Genomic DNA, 22,550 nt, shown 5'->3' with positions numbered 1-22,550 from the left:
TCAGGCATAGCGGATCCTCGGGTCAAGGACGGCGTACAGGAGGTCGACGAGCAGGTTGGCCACCAGGAAGACCAGGACGAGGACGGTCACGAAGCCGACGACGGTCTGGGTGTTCTGGCGGAGGATGCCCTGGTAGAGCTGGTAGCCGACCCCGTGGATGTTGAAGATCCGCTCGGTGACGATGGCGCCGCCCATGAGCGCGCCGATGTCGGTGCCGATGAAGGTGACCACGGGGATGAGGCTGTTGCGCAGCAGGTGCCGGGTGATGACCCGGCGGCGGGGCAGGCCCTTGGCGACGGCGGTGCGGACGTAGTCGGCGCGCTTGTTCTCGGCGATCGAGGTCCGGGTGAGCCGGGTGACGTAGGCGAGCGACACGGAGGCGAGGACCAGGCCGGGGACGATCAGTTCGTCGAAGGTGGCGGCGGAGGAGACCGAGGGGTCGATCCACTTCCACTTGACGCCGAAGAGGAGCTGGACGAGCAGGCCGGTGACGAAGGTCGGGACGGAGATGACGACCAGGGTGAGCAGCAGCACGGTGGTGTCGACGGGCCGGCCGCGCTTGAGGCCGGTGAGGACGCCGAGGCTGATGCCGATGACGATCTCGAAGAGGATCGCGACGATGGTGAGGCGGATGGTGACCGGGAAGGCGTTGGCCATCAGCTCGGTGACCTCCTGGCCGTTGAAGGCCGTGCCGAAGTCCCCGGTGAAGACGTTGCCCATGTAGGTCAGGTATTGCTGCCAGACCGGCTTGTCGAGGCCGAACTCCTTCTTGAGCTGGGCGGCGGTCGCCGGGTCGCACTGGCGGTCGCCGCACAGTCCGGCGACGGGGTCGCCCATCACGTTCACCATCAGGAAGATCAGCAGCGTGGCGCCGAAGAAGACCGGGATCATCTGCAGCAGTCGCCGGATCACGTATCGACCCATGAGGGACTCCGGGGGTTGGCTCCGGGAAGGGATGCGGGAAGGCGTACGGCCCGGCGCGGGGGTCCGCGGCCGGGCCGTGTGCCGTCGGCCTCGCTACGGCGTCAGTTCACCTTGATCTGGTCGTAGACCGGGACGCTGAAGGGGTTCAGGGTCACGTTGCTCACGCGCTCCGAGTAGCCGGCGCTGCCGTTCTGGTACCAGAGCGGGAGGGCGCCCATGTCGTCGCGGAGGACTTCCTCGGCCTGCTGGAAGATGCCGACGGCCTTGGCGGTGTCGGCCTCGGCGTTGGCCTGGTTCACCAGCTTGTCGAACTCGGGGTTCGTCCACTTGCCGTCGTTGGACGAGGCGTTGGTGTAGTACAGCGGCTGGAGGAAGTTCTGGATGAGCGGGTAGTCCATCTGCCAGCCGGCGCGGAACGGGCCGGTGAGCTTCTGCGTGGTGACCTGGTTGCGGTAGTCGGCGAAGGTGCCGACGGGGTTGCCGACGCAGGCGCGGTCGTTGCCGAGGGCGCGGTTGATGGAGTTGCAGACCGCGTCCACCCACTCCTTGTGGCTGCCGGTGTCGGCGTTGTACGAGATCTTCATGGTGCCGCCGGGGATGCCGCCGCCCTCGGCGACCAGCTTCTTCGCCTCGGCCGGGTCGTACTTGCAGAGGTCGCCGCAGACGTCCTTGAAGCCGCCCTCCTCGCCGAGGACGGGCGAGGTCCAGTCGACGGCGGGGGTGCGGGTCTTCTGGAAGATCGTCTCGGTGATCTGGTTCCGGTCGATCGCCCGTGACAGGCCCTGGCGGAGCTTCTCCTGGCCGGGCTTGTTCCAGTTGGGGTCGTAGAACGGGAAGGAGAGGGTCTGGATGATGCCGGCGGGCACGTTGATGTACCGGTCGCCGAGGTCGGCCTCGACGTTCTTGAGCTGGGCGGCGGGGACGTCGTCGACGAGGTCGAGGTTCCCGGCGATCAGGTCGGTGTAGGCGGTGTTGTTGTCGGTGTAGACCTTGAGGGTCACGCCGCCGTTCTGCGCCTTGTCGCTGCCGGGGTAGGCGTCCCACTTCTTCAGGACCATCTGGGACCCCTTGGAGTAGGAGTCGATGGTGTACGGGCCGTTGCCGACGGGCTTCGAGAGCCAGCCGGCGTGGTCGCTGAAGAAGGACTGGGGCAGCGGGGCGAAGGCCGCGTAGCCGAGGGTGACGGGCCAGGTGGAGAACTTCTGGGTGAGCTTGACCGTGAAGGTGCGGTCCCCGGTGACTTTGAGGCCGGACATGGTCTCGGCGGTGGGGTCGCCCTTCTCGGGGTGGACCTGGTCGTAGCCCTCGATCTGGCCGAAGAAGTAGGCGTTCTTCTGGTTGTTCTTCAGGTGGGCGCCGTAGTTCCAGGCGTCGACGAAGGACTTGGCGGTGACCTTCTCGCCGTTGGAGAAGGTCCAGCCGTCCTTGACGGTGACGGTGAAGTTGGTGGAGTCGGTGGTGTCGATCTTCTCGGCGAGCATGTCCTTGGCCTCGCCGGTCTTGGGGTCGTACTGCTTGAGCCCCCGGAAGATCATGGACAGGACCTTGCCGCCCTGGACCTCGTTGGTGTTGGCGGGCTCCAGCGGGTTCTGCGGGTCTCCCCACGAGGAGGACACGACGCCGTCGGCCCCTCCGCCGCCGCCGCTGTCACCGCCGCCGCAGGCGGTCGCCGCGAGGGCGACGGCGGTGGCCAGAGCGGCCCACTTGGCGTGCGTGGCTCCGCGCATGGAGTGCCTCCCGTATGTACCGATTCGCACTGAGAGCCCCAATATCACCCCGCATCAGCTCGCCTGCACGTTGTCGGCGCCCATCAGTGCGACGGCGGGGGCGGGGGCGGGCGCGACGGCGGGCGCGCGAAAACGGCCGGCTCCCGGCGCCGTGGGGCGCCGGGAGCCGGCCGTGGAGAACCGCGCGGGGTGTCAGTGCACCGGCACGACCTGCTTCTCCTCGGCGAAGTGGCACGCCGAGAAGTGGGCGGCCGGGGTGTCCTGGCCCTGGAAGTGCGCCGGCACCGCGAGGAGCGGGACCTCCTGGGCGCACCGCTCCTGCGCCTTCCAGCAGCGGGTGCGGAAGCTGCAGCCCGACGGCGGGTTCGCCGGCGAGGGGACGTCACCGGTGAGGATGATCCGCTCGCGGTGCGCGCGGGCCTCCGGGTCCGGCACCGGCACCGCGGAGAGCAGCGCCTGGGTGTACGGGTGCGTCGGGTGCTCGTAGATCTCGGCGTCCGTACCGATCTCGGCCATCTTGCCGAGGTACATGACGCCGACGCGGTCCGAGATGTGCCGGACGATCGACAGGTCGTGCGCGATGAAGAGGTAGGAGAGGTTGAACTCGTCCTGGAGCTTCTCCATCAGGTTGATGACCTGGGCCTGGACGGAGACGTCCAGGGCCGAGACCGGCTCGTCGCAGATGATGATCTCGGGGTTGAGCGCGAGGCCGCGGGCGATGCCGATGCGCTGGCGCTGACCGCCGGAGAACTGGTGCGGGTACCGGTTGATGTACTCCGGGTTCAGACCGACGACGTCCAGGAGCTCCTGCACCTTGCGGCGCCGGTCGCCCTTGGGGGCCACCTCGGGGTGGATGTCGAAGGGCTCGCCGATGATGTCGCCGACCGTCATGCGCGGGTTGAGCGAGGTGTACGGGTCCTGGAACACCATCTGGATGTTCCGGCGGACCGCCTTCAGGGCGCGCCCGGACAGCTTGGTGATGTCCTGGCCCTTGTAGAAGACCTCGCCGGCGGTGGCCCGCTCCAGGTTCATCAGGAGCTTGGCGACCGTGGACTTGCCGCAGCCGGACTCGCCCACGATGCCGAGGGTCTCGCCCTGGTAGAGGTCGAAGGAGACCCCGTCCACGGCCTTGACCGCGCCGACCTGCTTCTTGAAGAGGATGCCCTGCGTCAGCGGGAAGTGCTTCTTCAGACCGCGCACCTGGAGGATCGGCTCGCCGCGGACCACGGGGGCCTCGATGGCGGCGACGAGGGCCTCTTCGTTGGCGGCGGCCACGGCCTCGTCGTTCTTGCTGAGGTCAGCCATGGATCGTCTCCTTCCAGAAGTGGCAGGCGCTCTTGCGGCCCGGGAGGTCCGTGCCGTCCCGCTCGGTGACCGGCGCCAGGGCCGGGATCTCCGTGCGGCAGATGTCGTCGGCCTTGGGGCAGCGCGGGTTGAAGGCGCAGCCGGTGGGCACGCGGAGCAGGTTGGGCGGCAGGCCCTTGATCGCGTAGAGCTCCTGGCCCTTCTGGTCCAGGCGCGGGATCGAGTCGAGCAGACCCCGGGTGTACGGGTGGGCCGGGCGCTTGTACAGCTCGTGCACGGGCGCCTGCTCGACGATCCGGCCGGCGTACATCACGGCGATCTTGTCCGCGACGTCGGCGACGACGCCGAGGTCGTGGGTGATCAGGATCAGGCCCATGTTGTATTCCTGCTGGAGCTCCGCGAGGAGGTCCATGACCTGGGCCTGGACGGTCACGTCGAGAGCCGTGGTGGGCTCGTCGGCGATGATCAGGTCCGGCTCCAGGGCGAGCGCCATGGCGATCATGATGCGCTGGCGCATACCGCCGGAGAACTGGTGGGGGTAGTCGGAGACCCGGGCCTTGGCGGCCGGGATCTTGACCTTGTCCATCAGCTCGATGGCCTTGAGCCTGGCGTCCTTCTTGGACAGGCCCTGGTGGACCCGGAACATCTCGCCGAGCTGGTAGCCGACGTTGAGGACCGGGTTCAGGGAGGACAGCGCGTCCTGGAAGATCATCGCGATCTTGCGGCCGCGGATCTTCCGGCGCTCCTCCTCGGACATCTTCAGCATGTCCTGGCCGCGGAACAGGATCTCGCCCTGCGGGATCCGGCCGGGGGGCATGTCGAGGATGCCCATGATGGCCTGGGCGGTGACGGACTTGCCGGAGCCTGACTCGCCGAGGACGGCGAGGGTCTCGCCGGCGTTCACCGAGTAGTTGACGCCGTTGACCGCCTTGGCCACGCCGTCACGGGTGTGGAACTCCACGTGCAGGTCGCGGACTTCGAGCAGCGGGCCGGTGCCGGACCCGTCGCGCGGCGCGGGGACGGCCGCGGTCTTGTCGATGATGCTCATCTTTTACGCCCTCCTCAGCGCAGCTTGGGGTCGAGGGCGTTGCGGACGGCTTCGCCGAGCATGATGAACGCCAGAACGGTGAGGCTCAGCATGATCGACGGGTACAGCAGGATGTGCTGCGACGTACGGATCGCCTGAACACCCGCGGAGATGTCGACACCCCACGAGACGGTCGGGGCGGCGAGGCCGAGCCCCAGGTAGGACAGGGTCGCCTCGGCGGAGATGTAGCCGCCGAGGGCGATGGTGGCGACGACGATCACCGGGGCCATGGCGTTCGGCAGGATGTGCCGGAAGAGGATCCGGCCGGTGCCGGCGCCGAGCGCCTTGGCGGCGTGGACGTAGTCGGCCTGCTTGACCGTGATCACGGCGCCGCGCATGACGCGGGCCATCTGCGTCCAGCCGAGGAAGGCGAGGGCGAAGACGACGACCCAGACGGTGCGCTCGACGAAGGCCTGGAGGACGACCATCGCGCCGAGCAGGAAGGGGATGCCGAAGAAGACGTCGGTGAGGCGGGAGAGGACCGCGTCCACCCAGCCGCCGAAGTAACCGGCGATCATGCCCATGGCGCCGCCGATGACGGTGACGATCAGGGTGACGCAGACGCCGACGATGATCGAGGCACGGGTGCCGTAGATCAGGCGGGCGTAGACGGAGCGGCCCTGGATGTCGTAGCCGAGCCACCCGGGCGAGCCGATGTTGCCGAGCTCGGGCTTGCCGACGTAGTGCTTGACGAGGTCGCCTGCCGTGGGCGAGGCGCTGGTGAACATCCCCGGGAACGCCGCGATGAGCAGCAGGAAGAAGATCAGCACCGACGACACGAGGAAGTACGGGTTGCGGCGCAGGTCGCGCCAGGCGTCGCCCCAGAGCGAGCGGGGCTTCTCCGGCTTGCCCTGCGGGGCGGGCGCGGCCGCCGGGGAGGCGGCTACGGCGTCCGGCGCCGTGGTGGCGGTCTTGGTCACGTCAGGCATACCGGATCCTCGGGTCCAGGACCGCGTACAGCAGGTCGATGAGCAGGCTGGTGATCAGGTAGACGACCACCAGGACGGTGACGAGACCGACGAGGGTGCTGCCCTCGCGGCGGCTGATCGACTCGTAGATCAGACCACCGACACCCTTGACGTTGAAGATGCCTTCGGTGACGACCGCGCCGCCCATCAGGGCGCCGATGTCGGTGCCGAGGAAGGTGACGACGGGGATCATCGAGTTGCGCATGAGGTGGACGCCGATGATGCGGCGCTTCGGCAGGCCCTTGGCGACGGCCGTGCGCATGTAGTCGGCGCGCAGGTTCTCCGCCATGGAGGTGCGGGTGAGCCGCGCCACATAGGCAAGGGAGAGACCACCGAGGACGATGGCGGGGGCGATCATCTCGGACAGCAGCTGGTCGTTGCTGACGTTCGGCTCGATCCAGCCGAGCTGGAAGGCGAACACCATCTTGATCAGGAAGCCGAGCACGAAGACCGGGATCGAGATGATCAGCAGGGTGAAGATCAGGATCGCGTTGTCGGCCATGCGTCCGGCGCGGAGGCCGGCGATGATGCCGAGGCTGAGGCCGAAGACGAGCTCGAAGGCGAAGGCGAGGGCCGCCAGCTGGATCGTGACGGGGAACGCGTCACCCAGTACCTCGGTCACAGGCCGGTCGTTGCGGATCTGCGTACCGAAGTCGAAGTGGAAGATGATTCCACTGATGTAGTCCCAGTACTGCTTCAGGATGTGCTGGTCGAGACCGAGCTTGTGTCTGATCTCCGCGATGGTCGCGGGGGACGCCCCCTTGTCTCCGAACAGACCGGCCACGGGGTCACCGGGCAGGCTGTAGACCATGAGGAAGATCAGCAGGGTTGTCCCGAAGAAAACCGGGATCATCTGGAGCAGTCGTCGTGCGACATAGCGCCCCATCATGCCTCCGTTGAGATGTGACGGCCGCAGCCGAGGGCCCTCCCCCGACGTACTGCCCGGATTCGGGCAGCACGATGCCGTGGAAGGGCCCCCCAGCCGCTGCGTAAGGCGCCGGAACGGGACTGACGATCCGTCAGTCCCGTGACGGCTTGCGGACTACGCTTTCGGGTTTACTTGTGGACCTCGACGCCGGTCAGGATCGGGTCGCCGTCCTGGCCGTAAGCCACGCCCGAAACCTTCTCGGAGTAGCCCGCGTTGACCTTGTAGTACCAGAGCGGGATGGACGGCATGTAGTTGACCAGGTCCTTCTCGATGGCCTGGTACTGCTTGACCGACTCGTCCAGCGTCGACGCGGAGTCCGCCTTGGCGATCTTGGCGTCCAGCTCCTTGTTGGAGAAGCCGCCCTGGTTGCCCGCCGCACCCGTACGGAACAGGTCCGAGATGAAGTTCGCGTTCACCGGGTAGTCGAGCACCCAGCCGGAGCGGTAGAACGACTTGACCTGCTTGTTCTTACGAGCGGTCAGGTCGGCCTGGAAGTCCGGCTTGCCGTCACCGACACAGGCGACGCCCGTGGACTGGGTGATGGAGTTGCAGACCGCGTCCACCCACTCCTTGTGGCCGCCGTCGGCGTTGAACTGCAGGGAGATCTTGTTGCCGGGGACGCCGCCGCCGGCCTTGATGAGCTCCTTGGCCTTGGCCGGGTCGAACTTGGTGACGTCGACCGCGTTCGGCTGGTAGCCGAGCACACCCTTGGCGACCCAGCCGGTGGCGGGCTCGCGGGTGCCCTGGAGCACCGTCTTGGTGATGGTGGCGCGGTCGATCGCCATCGAGATGCCCTGGATGACCTTGGGGTCGACCGGCTTCGGCTTGCTCCACTGGTCGGCGTAGAACGCGACGGCCATGGTCTGGACCGCGGAGTAGGCCTGGTCGACGGCGCGGTCGCCGAGGTCCTGGCGGTAGACCGGGAGGTCCTTCGGGGCGAGCTGACGCAGGACGTCGACGTTGCCCGACTTCAGGTCCTCGTACGCGGCCTCGAGGGTGGTGTAGTTCTTGAAGACCACACCGCCGTTCTTCGCCTTGTTCGGGCCCTTGTAGTCGTCGTAACGGACGATCTCGATCTGCTTCTTGTGGTCCCAGCTCTTGAACTTGTAGGGACCGTTGCCGACCGGCTTCTGACCGGCGGCCTTCGGGTCCTTGTAGAAGGACTCGGAGAGCGGGGCGAAGACGATGTAGGCGAGCTTGTGGCCGAAGTACGGAACGGCCTTCGAGAGCTCGATGGTGAAGGTGTTCTCGTCGACGATCTTCAGGCCGTCCAGCTTGTCCGCGGTGGGCTTGGCGCCCTCCTCGGCCGGGCTGAGCTTCTCGAAGCCCTTGATGTCGGCGAACCACGAGTTGAGGCCCATGGCGTTCTTGACGTTGGCGTTCCAGTTCCACGCGTCCACGTAGGACTTCGAGGTCACCGGGGTGCCGTCGTGGAAGGTCCAGCCCGGCTTGAGCTTGACGGTCCACGTCTTCGAGTCCGTCGTGGTGACCGACTCGGCGTTGATCATCTCCAGCGAGCCGTCGGCCTTGTAGTCGACCAGGGTCGAGAACAGGCCGGCCATGACGGCGGAGCCGTTGGACTCCATCGTGTCGCCGGTGTACAGGGGCTTCTCGGGCTCACCGAGCTCGATGGAGAAGATCCCGTTCGGGTCAACAGCGCCCTTGGCGTCGCTGCCGCCGTCGCTCTTCCCCCCGCCACAGGCGGTCGCAGCAAGGGCGACGATGATCGCGCCCGTTACCCACTTGGCGCTCTTGGCACCGCGCATGGGTTCCTCCTCATGAGTCCACTTTGTCACTACAAGAGGGGCACTCCGAGTTTCGCCGACACCCCTGACGGCTATGCACTCAAGTGCCCCGAGTGTGCTCGTGAGTCGGCACTCCCCACAGTGCGTGACCCATTGACCCGAGCTCAATGGAGCCAACTATTAAGTACGTCCGGGCCGTAAACCACACTTAAGTGGTCTCGTTTTGACAACATCACCCCGCCCCGAGGTACCGAAATCCGGACAAAGTGAGTCCAGACAGACACCCCCGAAACGGACTGTTAATACACGTTCCGGAGAGCGATGACCGGTATCCGGACGCCGGGTCTCTGAATTCGACTTGACGGCGGGTGCGGGAGCCGCCCTCCCCCACCGGCCCCGCGACGGCCCGGTGACGGCCCCGTGGCGGCCCCGTGGGCCGCTTACGGCGGCGAGGAGGCACGACTGAGCCCCGCCGGGGCCGGCGGGGCTCAGTCGTGCGTGCGGGCCGGACGAACCGGCCCCGGATCAGGCGTTCTTGGCGCGCGAGGACGCGCGGCCGCGCGCGTTCTGGTCCAGGATCACCTTGCGGATGCGGACGGCCTCCGGGGTCACCTCGACGCACTCGTCGTCGCGGCAGAACTCCAGGGACTGCTCCAGGGAGAGCTTGCGCGGCGGCACGATCGCCTCGAAGGAGTCGGCCGAGGAGGAGCGCATGTTGGTGAGCTTCTTCTCCTTGGTGATGTTCACGTCCATGTCGTCGGAGCGCGAGTTCTCGCCGACGATCATGCCCTCGTACACCTCGGTGCCGGGGTCGGTGAACAGGACGCCGCGCTCCTGGAGGTTGGTCATCGCGAAGGCGGTGACGGCACCGGCGCGGTCGGCGACCAGCGAACCGTTGTTACGGGTCGTCAGCGTGCCGAACCACGGCTCGTGGCCCTCGTGGATCGAGTGGGCGATGCCCGTGCCGCGGGTGTTGGTCAGGAACTCCGTACGGAAGCCGATGAGGCCCCGGGACGGGACGACGAACTCCATGCGGACCCAGCCGGAGCCGTGGTTCGACATGTTGTCCATGCGGCCCTTGCGGACGCCCATGAGCTGCGTGACCGCGCCCATGTGCTCCTCGGGGACGTCGACCGTGAGGCGCTCGACGGGCTCGTGCACCTTGCCGTCGACGAGCTTGGTGACGACCTGCGGCTTGCCGATGGTGAGCTCGAAGCCCTCGCGGCGCATCTGCTCGACCAGGATGGCGAGCGCGAGCTCACCGCGGCCCTGGACCTCCCAGGCGTCCGGGCGCTCGGTGTCGAGGACGCGGAGCGAGACGTTGCCGATGAGCTCGCGGTCCAGACGGTCCTTGACCTGGCGGGCGGTGACCTTGCGGTTCTTGACGGCGGCCTTGGCGTCCGCGCCCTTGCCGGTGCCGCCGCGGCCGACGAGCGGCGAGGTGTTGGTGCCGATGGTCATGGAGATGGCCGGCTGGTCGACCGTGATCAGCGGGAGCGCGATCGGGTTCTCCGGGTCGGCCAGGGTCTCGCCGATCATGATGTCGGGGATGCCGGCGACGGCGCAGATGTCACCGGGGCCGGCGACCTCGGCGGGCTTGCGGGTGAGCGCCTCGGTCATCATCAGCTCGGTGATGCGGACGTTGGAGATCGTGCCGTCCCGCTTGATCCACGCGACCGTCTGGCCCTTGCGCAGCTCGCCCTGCTCGACGCGGAGCAGCGCGATGCGGCCGAGGAAGTTGTCGGCGTCCAGGTTGGTGACGTGGGCCTGGAGCGGGGCCTCCTCGTCGTACACCGGGGCCGGGACGTGCTCCAGGATGGCGTTGAAGAACGGCTCCAGGTTGTCGCTGTCCGCGGGAACGGTGCCGTTCTCCGGCTTGGTCAGCGAGGCGATGCCGTCGCGGCCGCAGGCGTAGACGATCGGGAACTCGATCTGGTCCTCGTCCGCGTCCAGGTCCAGGAACAGGTCGTAGGTCTCGTTGACGACCTCGTCGATCCGGGAGTCCGGGCGGTCCGTCTTGTTGATGCAGAGGATGACGGGCTTGCGCTGCTGGAGCGCCTTGCGGAGCACGAAGCGGGTCTGCGGGAGCGGACCCTCGGAGGCGTCCACGAGGAGGACGACCGCGTCCACCATCGACAGACCGCGCTCGACCTCGCCGCCGAAGTCGGCGTGGCCGGGGGTGTCGATGATGTTGATCGTGATCGGGGCCCCGCCGTCCTTGGGGTGGTACTTCACCGCCGTGTTCTTGGCGAGGATCGTGATGCCCTTCTCACGTTCCAGGTCGTTCGAGTCCATCATGCGGTCGTCGAGCTGCTGGTGGGCGGCGAAGGCACCGGCCTGCTTGAGCATGGCGTCGACGATGGTCGTCTTGCCGTGGTCGACGTGGGCGACGATGGCGACGTTACGGATGTCGTGGCGCGTGGGCATGGGTGGCTTGCGCTTCTCTCGGATCGTGGGAATCGGCGTCAGTTCCTCTTACGCCCGCCGGGCGGACGCGCCACGGCTATGTCCCATGGTACGGGGCTGCCGTGCAAGAGGCTTCCCCGCCCGGGTTCCGAGAGGGTCTACTGGGAGGTTCCGAGGGTGTGGGGGAGGTCGTGCGGCCGGGTCAAGGGGCCGACGCGATCCTGCCCGCCGGGGACACCGGCGGGCAAGGAAGTTGAGCTGGTTCTGAGGTTGTGACCTGCGGTTTCAGAGCTTTCAGTGGTTTCAGCGGTTTCGTGCCGTGGTTTTACCGGTTCCGCTCGGATCCCTTGGGGGTCTCGGCCTTCTTGAAGCCGATGTCCTGGTAGCGGGGGGCGGCGAAGCCCCAGGCGCCCGCGTTCACCAGATCCGCCCTGGCGGCGACGAGCTGGGGGCGCTGGTAGAGGGGGATGGAGCCGGCCGCGGCCCAGATCCGGGCGTCGGCCTGGCGGACGAGCTCCCGGGCCTCCTCCTCGTCGAGGGTGCCCGCCGCCTGGTCGAAGAGCTGGTCGATGCGGTCGGTGCCGACCCGGGAGTAGTTCTGCTCGACCATGAGCGAGCCGTCCGAGGCGGGCTCGGGCTTGGCGAAGATCGGCCGGGCGTCGGTCGCGGGGAAGGCGGAGGCGGGCCAGGAGTAGAGGGCCAGGTCGTAGTCGCCCGAGGCGATGTGGTCCTTGAAGAAGCTCTCGTCGGAGACCTTGGTGACCTCGGTGCGGATCCCGACCGCGTCGAGCATCCGGACGATCCGGTCGCCCACCGCCCGCAGCGACTCGGAGCCCGGCCCGGACGGCAGGACGAAGCGGAGGCTGAGCGCCTTGCCGTCCTTGCCGAGGGCCTGGCCGGCCCCGGGGACGGCGGCGGGGGCGGCGGTGCCGCGCGGGGCGTAGGCCCCGGGCATCCCCCGGTCGGGCTGGGCGGCCTGCCGGGCGTCGGCCCGGGCGGCGGCACCCGTACCGGCGTCGAGGGCCCCGGGCCGGGCTTCGAGCGCCTCGGGCCGGGTGTCGAGGGCTTCGGCGCGGGCCCGGAGCGCGGCGCTCTCGCGGGCGGCGGCGGGGGCCGGGACGAGGACGCGGGTGGCGCTCTCGGGGCCGCCTGCGACAGGGGCGGGGGCGGCCCGGCGCTCGCCCGGCTTGTCGTCGCCGACGATGTAGAGGCCCTCGTCGGAGGGGGCGTCCCCGGAGGCGTCGTCGCTCTTCTTCTTGGCGTCGGTAGGGGCGGTGGCGGTGCTCTTCGCGGGCTTCCCGGACTCGACGGCGGCCTTCTCGGCCTCTTCCTTTTCCTTCTTCTCCGCCCCGGCCTTCTCCGCCTCGCCCTTCTCCGCCTCACTGCCCGCCTTCGTGCCTGCGGGCTGCTTGACCGCGCCGCCGGGGACCCAGCCGGCGTCGGCGAGGAGCGCCCGCGCCTCCTGGGTGTCCTGGCCGCCGAGGGCGTCGCTGCTGTCCTTGTACGCCGCCTGGCCGGCGAGGGCCAGGTGGCTGCCGGGGGGCTGGGCCGGGAGGCCGAGCGGCTTGAGCACGGATTCGGCCAGCTCCTGGCGGTTGATGGCGCGGGCCACCGCGCGCCGCACCCGCTCGTCGGAGAGCGGCCCGGACTCGCCGTTCAGCGAGAGCTGGGTGTAGGCGGGCTCCAGGGACTTGCGGACCGCGTACTTCGCCAGGGTGTCCTGCGCGCTCGCGTACCGGGCGATCGCCTCCTGGTTCTTCTTGCGGGCGGCCCGTACCTCCTCCGCCTTCTCCTCGTCGGAGCCGTGGGCGAGGGCCCAGGACGCCAGGGCCTTGGAGGGGGTGATCGAGGAGCCGGGGCCGTGGGCGAGGGCGGCCTGCGCGCCGTTCCGGCCGGCGCGGGCGTCCCGGAGGGCCAGGGCGATCCGGTCGGCCGTGGAGCGGTCGATCTCGGCCAGGTCGAGGGTGCCCGCGGCGAGGGCCTCGGCCCGGTCGGCGCGGGGGACGGCCTTGAGGACGACGGTGTCGAGCTTGGCGGCCTGTCCCCACCAGCGGGGGTTGCGGGTGAGGGTGACGTCGCCGCTCCCGGAGTCGACCGACTTCAGCAGGAACGGTCCGGCGGTGGCCTTGAGGGCGGTGCGCGCGCCGTCGTTGAAGGAGTCCGGGGACCCCATCACCTGCTTCGGGTAGAGGGGGGTGAAGAGGGACTGCCAGTCGGCGTAGGGCTTGGCGAAGGTGACCCGCACCTCCAGGTCGTTCTTGCCCCGCTCGATCTTCTCGATCCGCTCGTAGCCGGAGTTCCGGGCGGTCCAGTACGCGGTGTCGCGGCCGCTCAGGGCCCGCCACTGGGCGACGAAGTCGGGCGCCCCGATCTCGCGTCCGTCGCTCCACACGGCCTGCTGGTTGAGCTTGTAGAGGACGACCTGCTTGGGCTCGGTCTCGACGACCTGCGCGGACTCCAGGTAGTCGGGGTTCAGCTGTGGCCGGCCCCGCTGGTCGAGGGTGTAGAGGGCGGGGAGCACGGCTCCGGCGATGCGGGAGGTGGTGGCGTCGGCGTCGGCCTGGAAGGCGTTGAGGGTGGTGGGCGCCGCGTCGACGGCCCAGCGCAGGGTGCCGCCGTCGGCGACCCGGTCGCGCGGGGCGGGCGCGTTGTCCTGGGCGGCGAGCGGGGCGGCGTCGGTCTCGTCGTCCGCGCTGCATCCGGCGAGGGCGGTGACGGCGAGGACGGCGCTGGTGAGGGCGGCGACGGTGCGGAGCGTGCGGGAGCGGGGGCTCTTGGGGCATGTCCCCCCGTGAGGGGCGCCGATCTGGGACATGTCTTGTACCCCTTCGTCCAGATTCATTCCATTTGGAGATGATCACACCTATTGCTTGTCCACTGAAAAGGAGGAGAGGGATCCGGCCATAGCGACACGGCGAAATGGCCGGAAGATGCCACTCGGGCGGCCCAACCCCCGACCTCCGGCGCGCGGGACCGGTCGCGGGCGGACATACCCGGACATAGCCTCACGCTTGTGACGCGAACAGCCACCCGAGCCCTCCTCGCGGTACTGGTGGCGGCGTGGTGGCTCGTCGTCCCCGCCGTGCACGGTGCCCGCGCCGACGACCCCGTCGTCCTGTCCCGGGACGGACAGATCACCGACCGGGTGGGCGCGCTGCGCGACCGCCGCGCCTCCGTGGAGCAGGCCCTGGACCGGCTGTACGAGGAGGAGCGCGTCCAGCTCTTCGTCGTCTACGTACGGGACTTCTCCGGGCGCCCGGGCCAGGACTGGGCCGACGCCACCGCCGAGCGCAACGGGTTCGGCCCCGACGACCTGCTGCTCGCCGTCGCCACCCACGACCGGCTGTACGGCTACTCCGCCGACCCCGGCTCCGGCCTCACCCAGGCACGGCTGGACGAGGTCGCGCGGACCGCGATCGAGCCGGCGCTGCGGCAGAACGACTGGGCGGGTGCCGCCATCGGCGCGGCGGACGGGTACGCGGCCGCCCTCTCGGGCCGGCCCGTCACCGCTCCCCCGATCACCCCCGGGCCCGCCGACCCGGGCCACGCGGCCGACGACGGCCCCTCCGGCTCCGACCTGATCCTGCCCGCGGTGCTGGTCGGCGGCGCCGGAGCGGTGGGGGCCTACGCGTACGCCAGGCGGCGCCGGCGGACCGGGACCCGCACCACACCGGGGGGCGGGCAGGGCTGGGGGCCGCCGAAGGAGCCCGCGCCGCCGACCCTGGACGAGCTGGACGGGGAGGCGCGCCGGACCCTGGTCGCCACCGACGACGCCGTCCGCACCAGCCAGGAGGAGCTGGGCTTCGCGTCGGCGCAGTTCGGCGAGGAGGCGGTGCGGCCCTTCACCGAGTCCCTCGCCTTCGCCCGGGAGCAGCTGACGGCGTCGTTCCGGCTGCGGCAGAGGCTCGACGACGCCTTCCCCGAGGACGACGCGACCCGCCGGTCCATGCTGGAGGAGATCCTGCGCCGCTGCGGCGAGGCGGACGCGCGGCTCGACGCCGAGACCGAGTCCTTCGACCGGCTGCGCGCCCTGGAGCGGACCGCCCCCGAGGCGCTGGCGGCGGTCGAGGCGGCGCTGCGGGAGCAGACGGCCCGGATGGGCACGGCCGAGGCGGCGCTGACCGCGATGCGCGAGCGGTACGCGGAGACGGCGTCCGCGCCCGTCGCCGGTGACGTCGAGCAGGCGAAGGACCGGCTGGTCTTCGCGAGGACGCACGCCGACGGGGCCCGGCAGCGGATCGAGGCGGGCGACAACGGCGCGGCCGCCGTGCACGTCCGGGCCGCCGAGGGCGCCGTGGACCAGGCGGCCCGGCTGATCGAGGCGGTGGACCGGCGGGCGCAGGAGCTGGCGGAGGCCGTGGGCCGGCTGCCAGGCGTGCTCGCGGAGACGGACGCGGACCTCGCGGACGCCCGCGGCCTGCTGGAGGGGACCGCCGCCGGGGTGTCCACGGCCGACCTCCAGGGGCGGATCGCCCGCGCCGAGGCGGTGGCGGCCGAGGTGCGGCGGAGCGCGGAGGCCGGGCGGTACGACCCGATCGGCGCCCTGCGCCGGGTCGAGGAGGCCGACGCGGCCCTCGACGAGGCGCTTGAGGGGGCCAGGGAGCGCGAATCGGGCACGCGGCGGGCACGCGCGCTGCTCGACCAGGCGATGCTGACGGCCCGTTCGGCGATCGGGGCGGCGTCCGACTACATCACCACCCACCGGGGCGCGGTGGGCAGCGAGGCCCGGACACGGCTGGCCGAGGCCGGGCGCCGCTGGGAGAAGGCGGGGGCCCTCGCGGCCGACGACCCGCAGTCCGCCCTCGCGGAGGCCCGGCAGGCGGACGCGCTCGCCCGGCGGGCGCAGGAGCTCGCCGAGCGGGACGTCCGCGCCTACGGGAACCCGAACGGTCCGGGCGGGGCGCCGGGGACGGCGGGAAACGCGGGCGGCGGGCTGGGCGGGGCGGTGCTCGGCGGCATCATCCTGGGCGGCCTGTTCGGCGGGGGCGGCGGGCGGGGCGGGCACGGAGGCTTCGGGGGCGGGGGGTTCGGCGGGGGCGGGGGCTTCGGCGGCGGGGGCTTCGGTGGCAGCGGGCCCGGCAGCTTCGGCGGCAGCGGCACGCGCGGCCGGCTGGGAGGCGGCGGCCGCTTCTGACCCGGGGCCACCCCGGGCCCCCATCCCGTACGTCTCCCTCTCCCCGGGCCCCCTCCATCCCGTACGTCCCCTCTCCCCGCGCCTTCCCCCTCCCCGTACACCCCACATACGCCCCCAAGGAGAACCCCATGAGCAAGCAGACCGTCCTCGGCCGGGTCACCCAGCTGGCGAAGGCCAACATCAACGCCCTGCTGGACCAGGCGGAGGATCCGCAGAAGATGCTGGACCAGCTCATCCGCGACTACGCGAACAACATCGCGGACGCGGAGGAGGCGGTGGCCGCGACCATCGGGAACCTCCGGCTGATGGAGCAGGACCACCAGGAGGACGTGGAGGCGGCGAAGGAGTGGGGCGGCAAGGCGCTGGCCGCCAGCCGGAAGGCGGACGAGCTGCGGGGCGGCGGTCAGACGGCGGAGGCGGACCGCTTCGACAACCTGGCGAAGGTCGCCCTGGGCCGCCAGCTCCAGTCGGAGAAGGAGGCGCGGACGGCGGAGCCGACGATCGCGGCGCAGACCGAGGTGGTCGCGAAGCTCAGGACCGGGCTCGACCAGATGAAGGCGAAGCTCGCCGAGCTCCAGGCCAAGCGGGACGAGCTGGTGGCCCGCGCGAAGTCGGCGCGGGCGCAGAACACGATGATGGACGCCGTCAAGAACGTCGACGTGCTCGACCCGACCAGCGAGCTGAGCCGCTTCGAGGACAAGGTCCGCCGGGAGGAGGCGCGGGCCCTCGGCAAGCAGGAGCTGGCGGCCTCCTCCCTGGACGCGCAGTTCGAGCAGCTGGACGCGCTCGGGGACGACGCCGAGATCGAGGCCCGGCTGGCCGCGCTCAAGGACTGACCGGACGCCGCTCCCGTACCCGTACGGTCAAGTACCGGCCAGCCGCACCCGTACGGGTCAGAACATGCTGAGCAGCTGCTCCACCGTGGGTTCCGCCGCCTCCCCGCCCTCCGGCAGGGCCAGTTCGAACCAGACGGTCTTGCCGCGCGGGGTGCGGCGCGAGCCCCAGGAGGAGCTGAGGAGGCCGACCAGCTGGAGGCCGCGGCCGCCCTCGTCGGTGTCCTTGGCCCGGCGGCGGCGCGGCTGGACCAGGCCCGCGTCCCAGACCTCGCAGACGAGGGTGCGGTCGCGCAGCAGCCGCAGCCGGATCTCCCCCTCGCCGTAGCGCAGGGCGTTGGTGACGAGTTCGCTGACGAGGAGTTCGACGGTGTCGACCAGCGGTTCGAGGTCCCAGGCGGCGAGCTGGGCGCGGGCGAGCTCGCGGGCCCGGCCGACCGAGCGGGGCTCCCTGGGCAGCCGCCAGTCGCCGACGGCCTCGCCGGGCAGGCCCTGGATCCTGGCCATGAGGAGGGCGATGTCGTCCTCGCCGTGCCCGGTGTTCAGGCTGCCCAGGACCCGGTCGCAGACGTCCTCCAGGGGGCGGGACGGGTCGGTGAGGGCGCGCCGGAAGGCGCTGAGGCCCTCGTCCAGGGGGTGGTCGCGGGACTCGACGAGGCCGTCGGTGTAGAGGGCGAGGAGGGCGCCCTCGGGGATCTCGACCTCGACCTCCTCGAAGGGCTCGCCGCCGACCCCGAGCGGCATCCCGGGGGGCACGTCGAGCAGCCGGGCCGCCTCGCCGGGTTCCACGAGGACCGGCGGGAGGTGGCCGGCGTTGGCGAAGGTGCAGCGCCGGGTGACCGGGTCGTAGACGGCGTAGACGCAGGTGGCGAGGTAGACCTCGGAGAGTTCGGGGCCGCGGTTCTTGTGCGCGCGGGACTGCTGGGTGCCGATGGGGGCGCCGAGGCCGCGGGCGATCTCGTCCAGGTGGGAGAGGACTTCGGCCGGTTCCAGGTCGAGCTGGGCGAGGGTCCGCACGGCGGTGCGGAGTTCGCCCATGGCGACGGCGGCGCGCAGGCCGCGGCCCATGACGTCGCCGATGACGAGGGCGGTGCGGTGGCCGGGGAGTTCGATGACGTCGAACCAGTCGCCGCCGACCTCGGTGGCGTCGGCGCCGGGGAGGTAGCGGCAGGCGATGTCGAGTCCGGCGGCCTCGGGGTCGCCGGGCGGGAGCAGGCTGCGCTGGAGGATCAGGGCCCGCTCGTGCTCGCGGCGGTAGAGGCGGGCGTTGTCGATGCAGACGGCGGCCCGGGCGGCGAGTTCGGCGGCGAGGGCCCGGTCGCGCTCGCCGAAGGGCTCGCTGCCCTTGGCGCGGGAGAACTGGACGAGGCCGACGACGGTGTCGTGGGCGGTCATGGGGACGGCCAGGGTGTGCCGGGCGAGGTCGCCGTCGTCGCCGGACACGGTGCGGATCCGGCCGGTGCGGAGGGCTCCGGCGTACGGGGAGTTGAAGGGGTAGCGGTGGACGGCGCCGACCTCGATGGGCGCGGTGCCCGGACGGTCGGGGTCGGGGGCGTGCCCCCCGTCGGTCCTGCGGGGGGTGTCGGAGACGGCGCTGGCGAAGGCGACCCGGCGCAGTTCGGCGCTGCCGGCCCCGTAGCCGACGTCGTGGGAGCTGCCCCAGCGGCCGGGCGGTGCCTCGTCGCCGGTGAGCAGGCCCTGGTAGAGGTCGACGGAGGCGAGGTCGCAGAAGCCGGGGACGGCGACGTCGAGGAGTTCGCGGGCGGTGGCCTCCAGGTCGAGGGTGTTGCCGATGCGGGCGCCGGCCTGGTTGAGGAGGGCGAGGTTGCGGCGGGCGCTGGCGGCCTCCCTGGCCGCGTTGTGGCGGCGGGTGACGTCGATGCCGAGGCCCGCGACGCCGATCGGGCGGCCGGACCCGCTGTGCACCCGGTAGAGGTTGATGGACCAGTGGCGGCGGTCCCTGGCGCCGGGGGCGGCGCCGACGATCCTCAGGTCGGTGACGGACTCGCCGGTCTCCAGGACCTTCCGGAGCGCGGTGGTCATCCGCTCGGCCTCGGGGCGGCCCAGGTAGTCGTGGACGGTGCGGCCCCGGTGGTCGTCGGCCTCGCCGCCGAAGACGGTGGCGAAGCGGCGGTTGGCCCGCCGGACGGTCAGGTCGGTGTCGAAGAGGAGGAAGCCGAAGGGGGATTGGCCGAATATCGCCTGGGAGGCGGCGAGGTCGGTCTCGATGCGGCGGAGGGCGCGCACGTCGACGACGATGCAGAGCGCGGCCCGCTCCCCGCTGTCGGTCTCGGTGGGCATGACGTACATCTCGGCCATGCCGTGGGGCTGTTCCTCGCCGGGTGTGCGGAAGGGGACGAGGCCGGTCCACTCCTTGCCGTCGAGGATCTCCTTGACCCGCCGGTGGCCGCGCTCGCGCAGGTCGGCGGGCACGAAGACCTCCACCGGGTCCTTGCCCCTGGCCTCCTCCGCGCTGACTCCGAAGAGGTCCACGGCCCTTCGGCTCCACTGCTCGACCAGGCCGTCGGGCCCGATCGAGAAGGAGGCCACCCGGATGTGGTCATAGATGGAGCCGGGCGGGCTGCTCTGCCACACGACGCCGCCGCTCGCCGTCTCAGGTATCTCGCTCACGCGACCGTCCCCTCCAGCTCACCGCACCGGACCGGCCATGCCCGCAGTATTCAATACGGCGGGCTCCGGCGGTACGACGTTCACGATCACAGGGTGGTCTCGTTCGTTCCGCGCCGAGTACCGGTGATCGTTGTCCCACCCTGTTTACTCACCAGGGAGAGCCAGCTCGAACCATACGGTTTTGCCGACGGCCCCCATCCTGATCCCCCAGCGGCGGGCGGTGCAGGCCACGAGGCCGAGGCCGCGGCCCCCCTCGTCGTCGGGTCCGGGGACCTTCGCGGTCGGCGGATCCGGAAGCGGATCGGAGACCTCCACGAGCAGGGCCGCCGCGCGGGCGGGGTCGGCGCCGTCGGGGTGGACGCGGACCAGGCGGACCCCGATGGGCCCGGAGGCGTACCGCAGGGAGTTGGTCACCAGCTCGCTGACCAGCAGGACGGTCACGTCGCCGAGGGGGCCGTCGAGCTCCCAGGAGCGCAGGGTCTCGCGCACCGCGTGGCGGGCCGTGCGCACGGCGTTCGCCTCGGCCGGGAAGCTCCACTCGGCGCGGTCGCCGTCGGTGTAGATCACACCCGATCACTTCCCCAGCCGCGTGTCAGCAGGAAGGCCCACGTCCCCCTTGCGAGGTACCAATGGGGACATACCCACCATTCGGGGCAAGTTATCCCACTGGGGGCGGTCACCGGCGCACGGTGGCACGAACGGCGTAGGGAGCCGTCCGCGCGCCCCCTCGGAGGACACCCTTCCGGCGGACGCTTCCGGAAGCCCCGGAAACCTCGGCGCTCCGACGGGCTCAGCGCTCCGGAAACCTCAGCGCCGCCTCGGCGACGGCCGGGCGGTCCTGGTCGAGCCAGTCGACCGAGTCCAGTTCCGGCCGGGTGAGCCAGCGCAGTTCGTCGTGGTCCTCCAGGGGCCGCGGTTCGCCGGAGAGCAGCCGGGCGGTCCACACCCGCAGGACGTAACCGGGTTTCAGCGGCCACTCGCCGGGGATGCGCTCGCCCGGTTCGACCTCCACGCCGAGTTCCTCCCGGAGCTCCCGGACCAGGGCCTCCTCGGGGCTCTCGCCCGGTTCGAGCTTGCCGCCGGGCAGTTCCCAGCGGCCGGCGAGCTCCTCGGGGGCGCTGCGCCGCGCGGCGAGCAGCCGCCCCCGGTCGTACAGGGCGCCCGCGACGACGACCACGGGGCCGCGGTCGTGGTGGGGCTCGGTGGTGGTGCGTTCCGTCATGGGCGGGAGCGTAACCCGCGCTCCGGGGCGGCCCAGGGGTCGCTCCGGGGCGTCGCCGGGCGGTTCAGAGGGCCGGGCTGCCGACGCGCTCGACCCAGTAGAGCTGCTTGTGGCCGCGGTCGTCGAGGCTGTCCGCGATCTTCTGCGCCTCGTCCCGGGTCGCGTACCGCCCCACCCGGTAGCGGTTGCCGTTGTCGTCCTGACGAATGACGAGCCAGGCGAGCACGGGGCCGCTGTCGGTCATCGGGCTTCTCCCTCCGCCGGTCCGGGTGCCCTCATGGATCTCCGGGAAACCGCAATCCGCATATGCCGGAGCTTACGCCTGACCTTCACACAGCGGATACGGGTTTGCACAAAGAGGCACGGTTCGGCCGGTTACCGACGGAGGGAGGCCGAAGTCGGGCCCCGGCCACCGCCCCCGGGACGACGACCCCCGCCCCCGGGACGACGGCCACCGGCATCGGGGCAACGGGCACCGACACAGAAACGATCGGACGGCGACCCGACCCGACGGCCCGTCACCTCACGGAAGTACGCACCCGGGCCCGGGACCGACCCGCCCCGGAGCCGAAAGGCCCCGGGACCCACAGCCGCACGCGGCACCAAAAGCCCCCCGCCCGCCCCCGGACCGGCGACGGGCCGGGGAGCACGGGCGGGGCGGCACACCGCCGGCGAGGGCGCTACCGCACCGGCAGGTGGTACGCGATCCGGTAGCGGTCGGCCGGGACCACCACGTCGGCCGTCTCGACGGCCCGGCCCGAGGCGTAGTAGGTCCGCTCGACCACCATCACCACGTGGCCCGGGACCCCGCCGAGCGCCAGGAGTTCCTCGGCGAGGCCGGGGCGGGCGCCGACCTCCTCCACCACGTTGTCCACGACGACGTCGATGGCGGCCATCCGCTCGACGACCCCGCAGCCGCCCAGGGGTCCTTCCTCGGGGAGCATGACCGGGGTCCGGCCGGTGACGGCGAGGGGCTCCCAGGAGGTGGAGACCATCATGGGCTCGCCGCCGTCCCGGTACACGTACCGCGTGCGCATCACGCGCTCCCCCGGCTCGATGCCGAGCCGCGCGGCCACCTCCGCGCTCGCGGGCTCCTGCCCGCTGCTCGACTCCCAGGTGCCGCGGGCCCCTTCGGCCGCCTGCTCCTGCCGGAAGGGGCTGGCGCCCGAGGCCGGGCGGTAGCCGGAGCGGGCGATCCGGCGCGGCACCGGGCGCTCCCGCACGTAGGTCCCGGAGCCCGAGCGCCCCTCGACGAGCCCCTCGGCCATCAGTACCTTGCGGGCCTCCAGTGCGACGGTGTCCGACACCCCGTACTCCTCGCGGATGCGTGCCTGCGAGGGGAGACGGGTATGAGGCGGAAGCGAGCCGTCGGCGATCTTCTCCCGCAGATCGCTCGCCACGCGCAGGTAGGCGGGCTGCTCACCGAACGTCACTGGACACTCCCCTCAGGTTGACTGTCAGCAACAGCGTGGCAACCGTGGGTCGCAGACCGCAAGCATGGGCCAAAGTTTCACCCGAAGTGATGAAGCCCCGGCTTCACACCCCCGGTTACCGAGGGTCGCCGGGCGACGGATGCGGCCGGATCTCTTGACCTCTATTGGTACAGACCAATACCTTCCTCCCTGCACGCGCATCCGCTC

General features: G+C 71.0%; 16 protein-coding genes. 2 read left to right on the top strand and 14 right to left on the bottom strand.

Translation table 11 applies throughout. The features are described from left to right. From ACIQVI_RS16605 to ACIQVI_RS16565, 9 genes are all read right to left on the bottom strand, one after another. Window positions 1-924 (bottom strand): ABC transporter permease, encoded by a 924-nt coding sequence (locus ACIQVI_RS16605; RefSeq protein WP_383416664.1) that lies wholly within the window; start codon window positions 922-924, stop codon window positions 1-3. 101 nt (window positions 925-1,025) lie between these two features. Beyond that, on the bottom strand, window positions 1,026-2,651 hold the full coding sequence (locus tag ACIQVI_RS16600) for an ABC transporter substrate-binding protein (protein WP_351973829.1): 1,626 nt from the start codon (window positions 2,649-2,651) through the stop codon (window positions 1,026-1,028). A gap of 192 nt (window positions 2,652-2,843) precedes the next feature. Continuing rightward, a complete protein-coding gene (locus ACIQVI_RS16595) occupies window positions 2,844-3,956 on the bottom strand; it encodes a dipeptide ABC transporter ATP-binding protein (protein ID WP_351971558.1) in 1,113 nt (370 codons plus the stop codon). After that, window positions 3,949-5,004, bottom strand: a complete 1,056-nt coding sequence (locus tag ACIQVI_RS16590; protein WP_351971557.1) for an ABC transporter ATP-binding protein — start codon at window positions 5,002-5,004, stop codon at window positions 3,949-3,951. The genes ACIQVI_RS16595 and ACIQVI_RS16590 overlap by 8 nt, the downstream gene beginning before the upstream one ends. 14 nt (window positions 5,005-5,018) lie before the next feature. Next, window positions 5,019-5,972, bottom strand: coding sequence for an ABC transporter permease (locus ACIQVI_RS16585; protein WP_351971556.1), 954 nt, complete (start codon window positions 5,970-5,972; stop codon window positions 5,019-5,021). Beyond that, window positions 5,965-6,897: an ABC transporter permease gene (locus ACIQVI_RS16580; RefSeq protein WP_351971559.1), complete on the bottom strand. Its 933-nt coding sequence runs from the start codon at window positions 6,895-6,897 to the stop codon at window positions 5,965-5,967. Before ACIQVI_RS16580 ends, ACIQVI_RS16585 begins: the two co-directional genes overlap by 8 nt. A gap of 170 nt (window positions 6,898-7,067) precedes the next feature. Further along, window positions 7,068-8,705: an ABC transporter substrate-binding protein gene (locus ACIQVI_RS16575; RefSeq protein ID WP_403596049.1), complete on the bottom strand. Its 1,638-nt coding sequence runs from the start codon at window positions 8,703-8,705 to the stop codon at window positions 7,068-7,070. 504 nt (window positions 8,706-9,209) lie between these two features. After that, entirely contained in the window at window positions 9,210-11,111 is a 1,902-nt protein-coding gene (gene typA / locus ACIQVI_RS16570) for a translational GTPase TypA (protein WP_351971554.1), read from the bottom strand. A 304-nt stretch (window positions 11,112-11,415) separates the two neighbouring features. Next, entirely contained in the window at window positions 11,416-13,905 is a 2,490-nt protein-coding gene (locus tag ACIQVI_RS16565; protein WP_403596046.1) for an ABC transporter family substrate-binding protein, read from the bottom strand. Window positions 13,906-14,103: 198 nt separating this feature from the next. On the opposite strand from ACIQVI_RS16565, the gene ACIQVI_RS16560 reads away from it, so the two are divergent. Together ACIQVI_RS16560 and ACIQVI_RS16555 are read left to right on the top strand one after the other, a co-directional pair. Further along, window positions 14,104-16,224, top strand: coding sequence for a TPM domain-containing protein (locus tag ACIQVI_RS16560; protein WP_403596043.1), 2,121 nt, complete (start codon window positions 14,104-14,106; stop codon window positions 16,222-16,224). A gap of 128 nt (window positions 16,225-16,352) precedes the next feature. After that, window positions 16,353-17,060, top strand: coding sequence for a PspA/IM30 family protein (locus ACIQVI_RS16555; RefSeq protein ID WP_403596040.1), 708 nt, complete (start codon window positions 16,353-16,355; stop codon window positions 17,058-17,060). 57 nt (window positions 17,061-17,117) lie between these two features. Here the strand turns inward: ACIQVI_RS16555 and ACIQVI_RS16550 are convergent, their stop codons facing one another. The 5 genes from ACIQVI_RS16550 to ACIQVI_RS16530 all read right to left on the bottom strand — a co-directional run bounded on the left by ACIQVI_RS16550 (window position 17,118) and on the right by ACIQVI_RS16530 (window position 22,343). Further along, window positions 17,118-19,688, bottom strand: coding sequence for a SpoIIE family protein phosphatase (locus ACIQVI_RS16550; protein WP_351971550.1), 2,571 nt, complete (start codon window positions 19,686-19,688; stop codon window positions 17,118-17,120). Window positions 19,689-19,832: 144 nt separating this feature from the next. Then, window positions 19,833-20,255, bottom strand: a complete 423-nt coding sequence (locus ACIQVI_RS16545; RefSeq protein ID WP_403596036.1) for an ATP-binding protein — start codon at window positions 20,253-20,255, stop codon at window positions 19,833-19,835. Window positions 20,256-20,478: 223 nt separating this feature from the next. Continuing rightward, on the bottom strand, window positions 20,479-20,910 hold the full coding sequence (locus tag ACIQVI_RS16540; RefSeq protein WP_351971548.1) for a (deoxy)nucleoside triphosphate pyrophosphohydrolase: 432 nt from the start codon (window positions 20,908-20,910) through the stop codon (window positions 20,479-20,481). A gap of 64 nt (window positions 20,911-20,974) precedes the next feature. Continuing rightward, window positions 20,975-21,154 (bottom strand): SPOR domain-containing protein, encoded by a 180-nt coding sequence (locus ACIQVI_RS16535; RefSeq protein ID WP_121833032.1) that lies wholly within the window; start codon window positions 21,152-21,154, stop codon window positions 20,975-20,977. A gap of 436 nt (window positions 21,155-21,590) precedes the next feature. Beyond that, the gene (locus ACIQVI_RS16530) at window positions 21,591-22,343 is read right to left on the bottom strand and encodes a GntR family transcriptional regulator (protein ID WP_351971547.1); all 753 of its coding nucleotides are present in this window, start codon (window positions 22,341-22,343) and stop codon (window positions 21,591-21,593) included. Between the last annotated feature and the right edge of the window lie 207 nt (window positions 22,344-22,550).

This window comes from Streptomyces sp. NPDC098101 (genome assembly GCF_044760185.1).
Taxonomy (GTDB): Bacteria; Actinomycetota; Actinomycetes; order Streptomycetales; family Streptomycetaceae; genus Streptomyces.
This window is presented reverse-complemented; position numbering and strand designations above follow the sequence as displayed.

Bases quoted from the DNA above. Each gene is read 5' to 3' on its own strand.
- ACIQVI_RS16605 (WP_383416664.1), bottom strand. From the start codon at position 924: ATGGGTCGATACGTGATCCGGCGACTGCTGCAGATGATCCCGGTCTTC.
- ACIQVI_RS16600 (WP_351973829.1), bottom strand. From the start codon at position 2,651: ATGCGCGGAGCCACGCACGCCAAGTGGGCCGCTCTGGCCACCGCCGTC.
- ACIQVI_RS16595 (WP_351971558.1), bottom strand. From the start codon at position 3,956: ATGGCTGACCTCAGCAAGAACGACGAGGCCGTGGCCGCCGCCAACGAA.
- ACIQVI_RS16590 (WP_351971557.1), bottom strand. From the start codon at position 5,004: ATGAGCATCATCGACAAGACCGCGGCCGTCCCCGCGCCGCGCGACGGG.
- ACIQVI_RS16585 (WP_351971556.1), bottom strand. From the start codon at position 5,972: ATGCCTGACGTGACCAAGACCGCCACCACGGCGCCGGACGCCGTAGCC.
- ACIQVI_RS16580 (WP_351971559.1), bottom strand. From the start codon at position 6,897: ATGGGGCGCTATGTCGCACGACGACTGCTCCAGATGATCCCGGTTTTC.
- ACIQVI_RS16575 (WP_403596049.1), bottom strand. From the start codon at position 8,705: ATGCGCGGTGCCAAGAGCGCCAAGTGGGTAACGGGCGCGATCATCGTC.
- typA (WP_351971554.1), bottom strand. From the start codon at position 11,111: ATGCCCACGCGCCACGACATCCGTAACGTCGCCATCGTCGCCCACGTC.
- ACIQVI_RS16565 (WP_403596046.1), bottom strand. From the start codon at position 13,905: ATGTCCCAGATCGGCGCCCCTCACGGGGGGACATGCCCCAAGAGCCCC.
- ACIQVI_RS16555 (WP_403596040.1), top strand. From the start codon at position 16,353: ATGAGCAAGCAGACCGTCCTCGGCCGGGTCACCCAGCTGGCGAAGGCC.
- ACIQVI_RS16540 (WP_351971548.1), bottom strand. From the start codon at position 20,910: ATGACGGAACGCACCACCACCGAGCCCCACCACGACCGCGGCCCCGTG.
- ACIQVI_RS16535 (WP_121833032.1), bottom strand. From the start codon at position 21,154: ATGACCGACAGCGGCCCCGTGCTCGCCTGGCTCGTCATTCGTCAGGAC.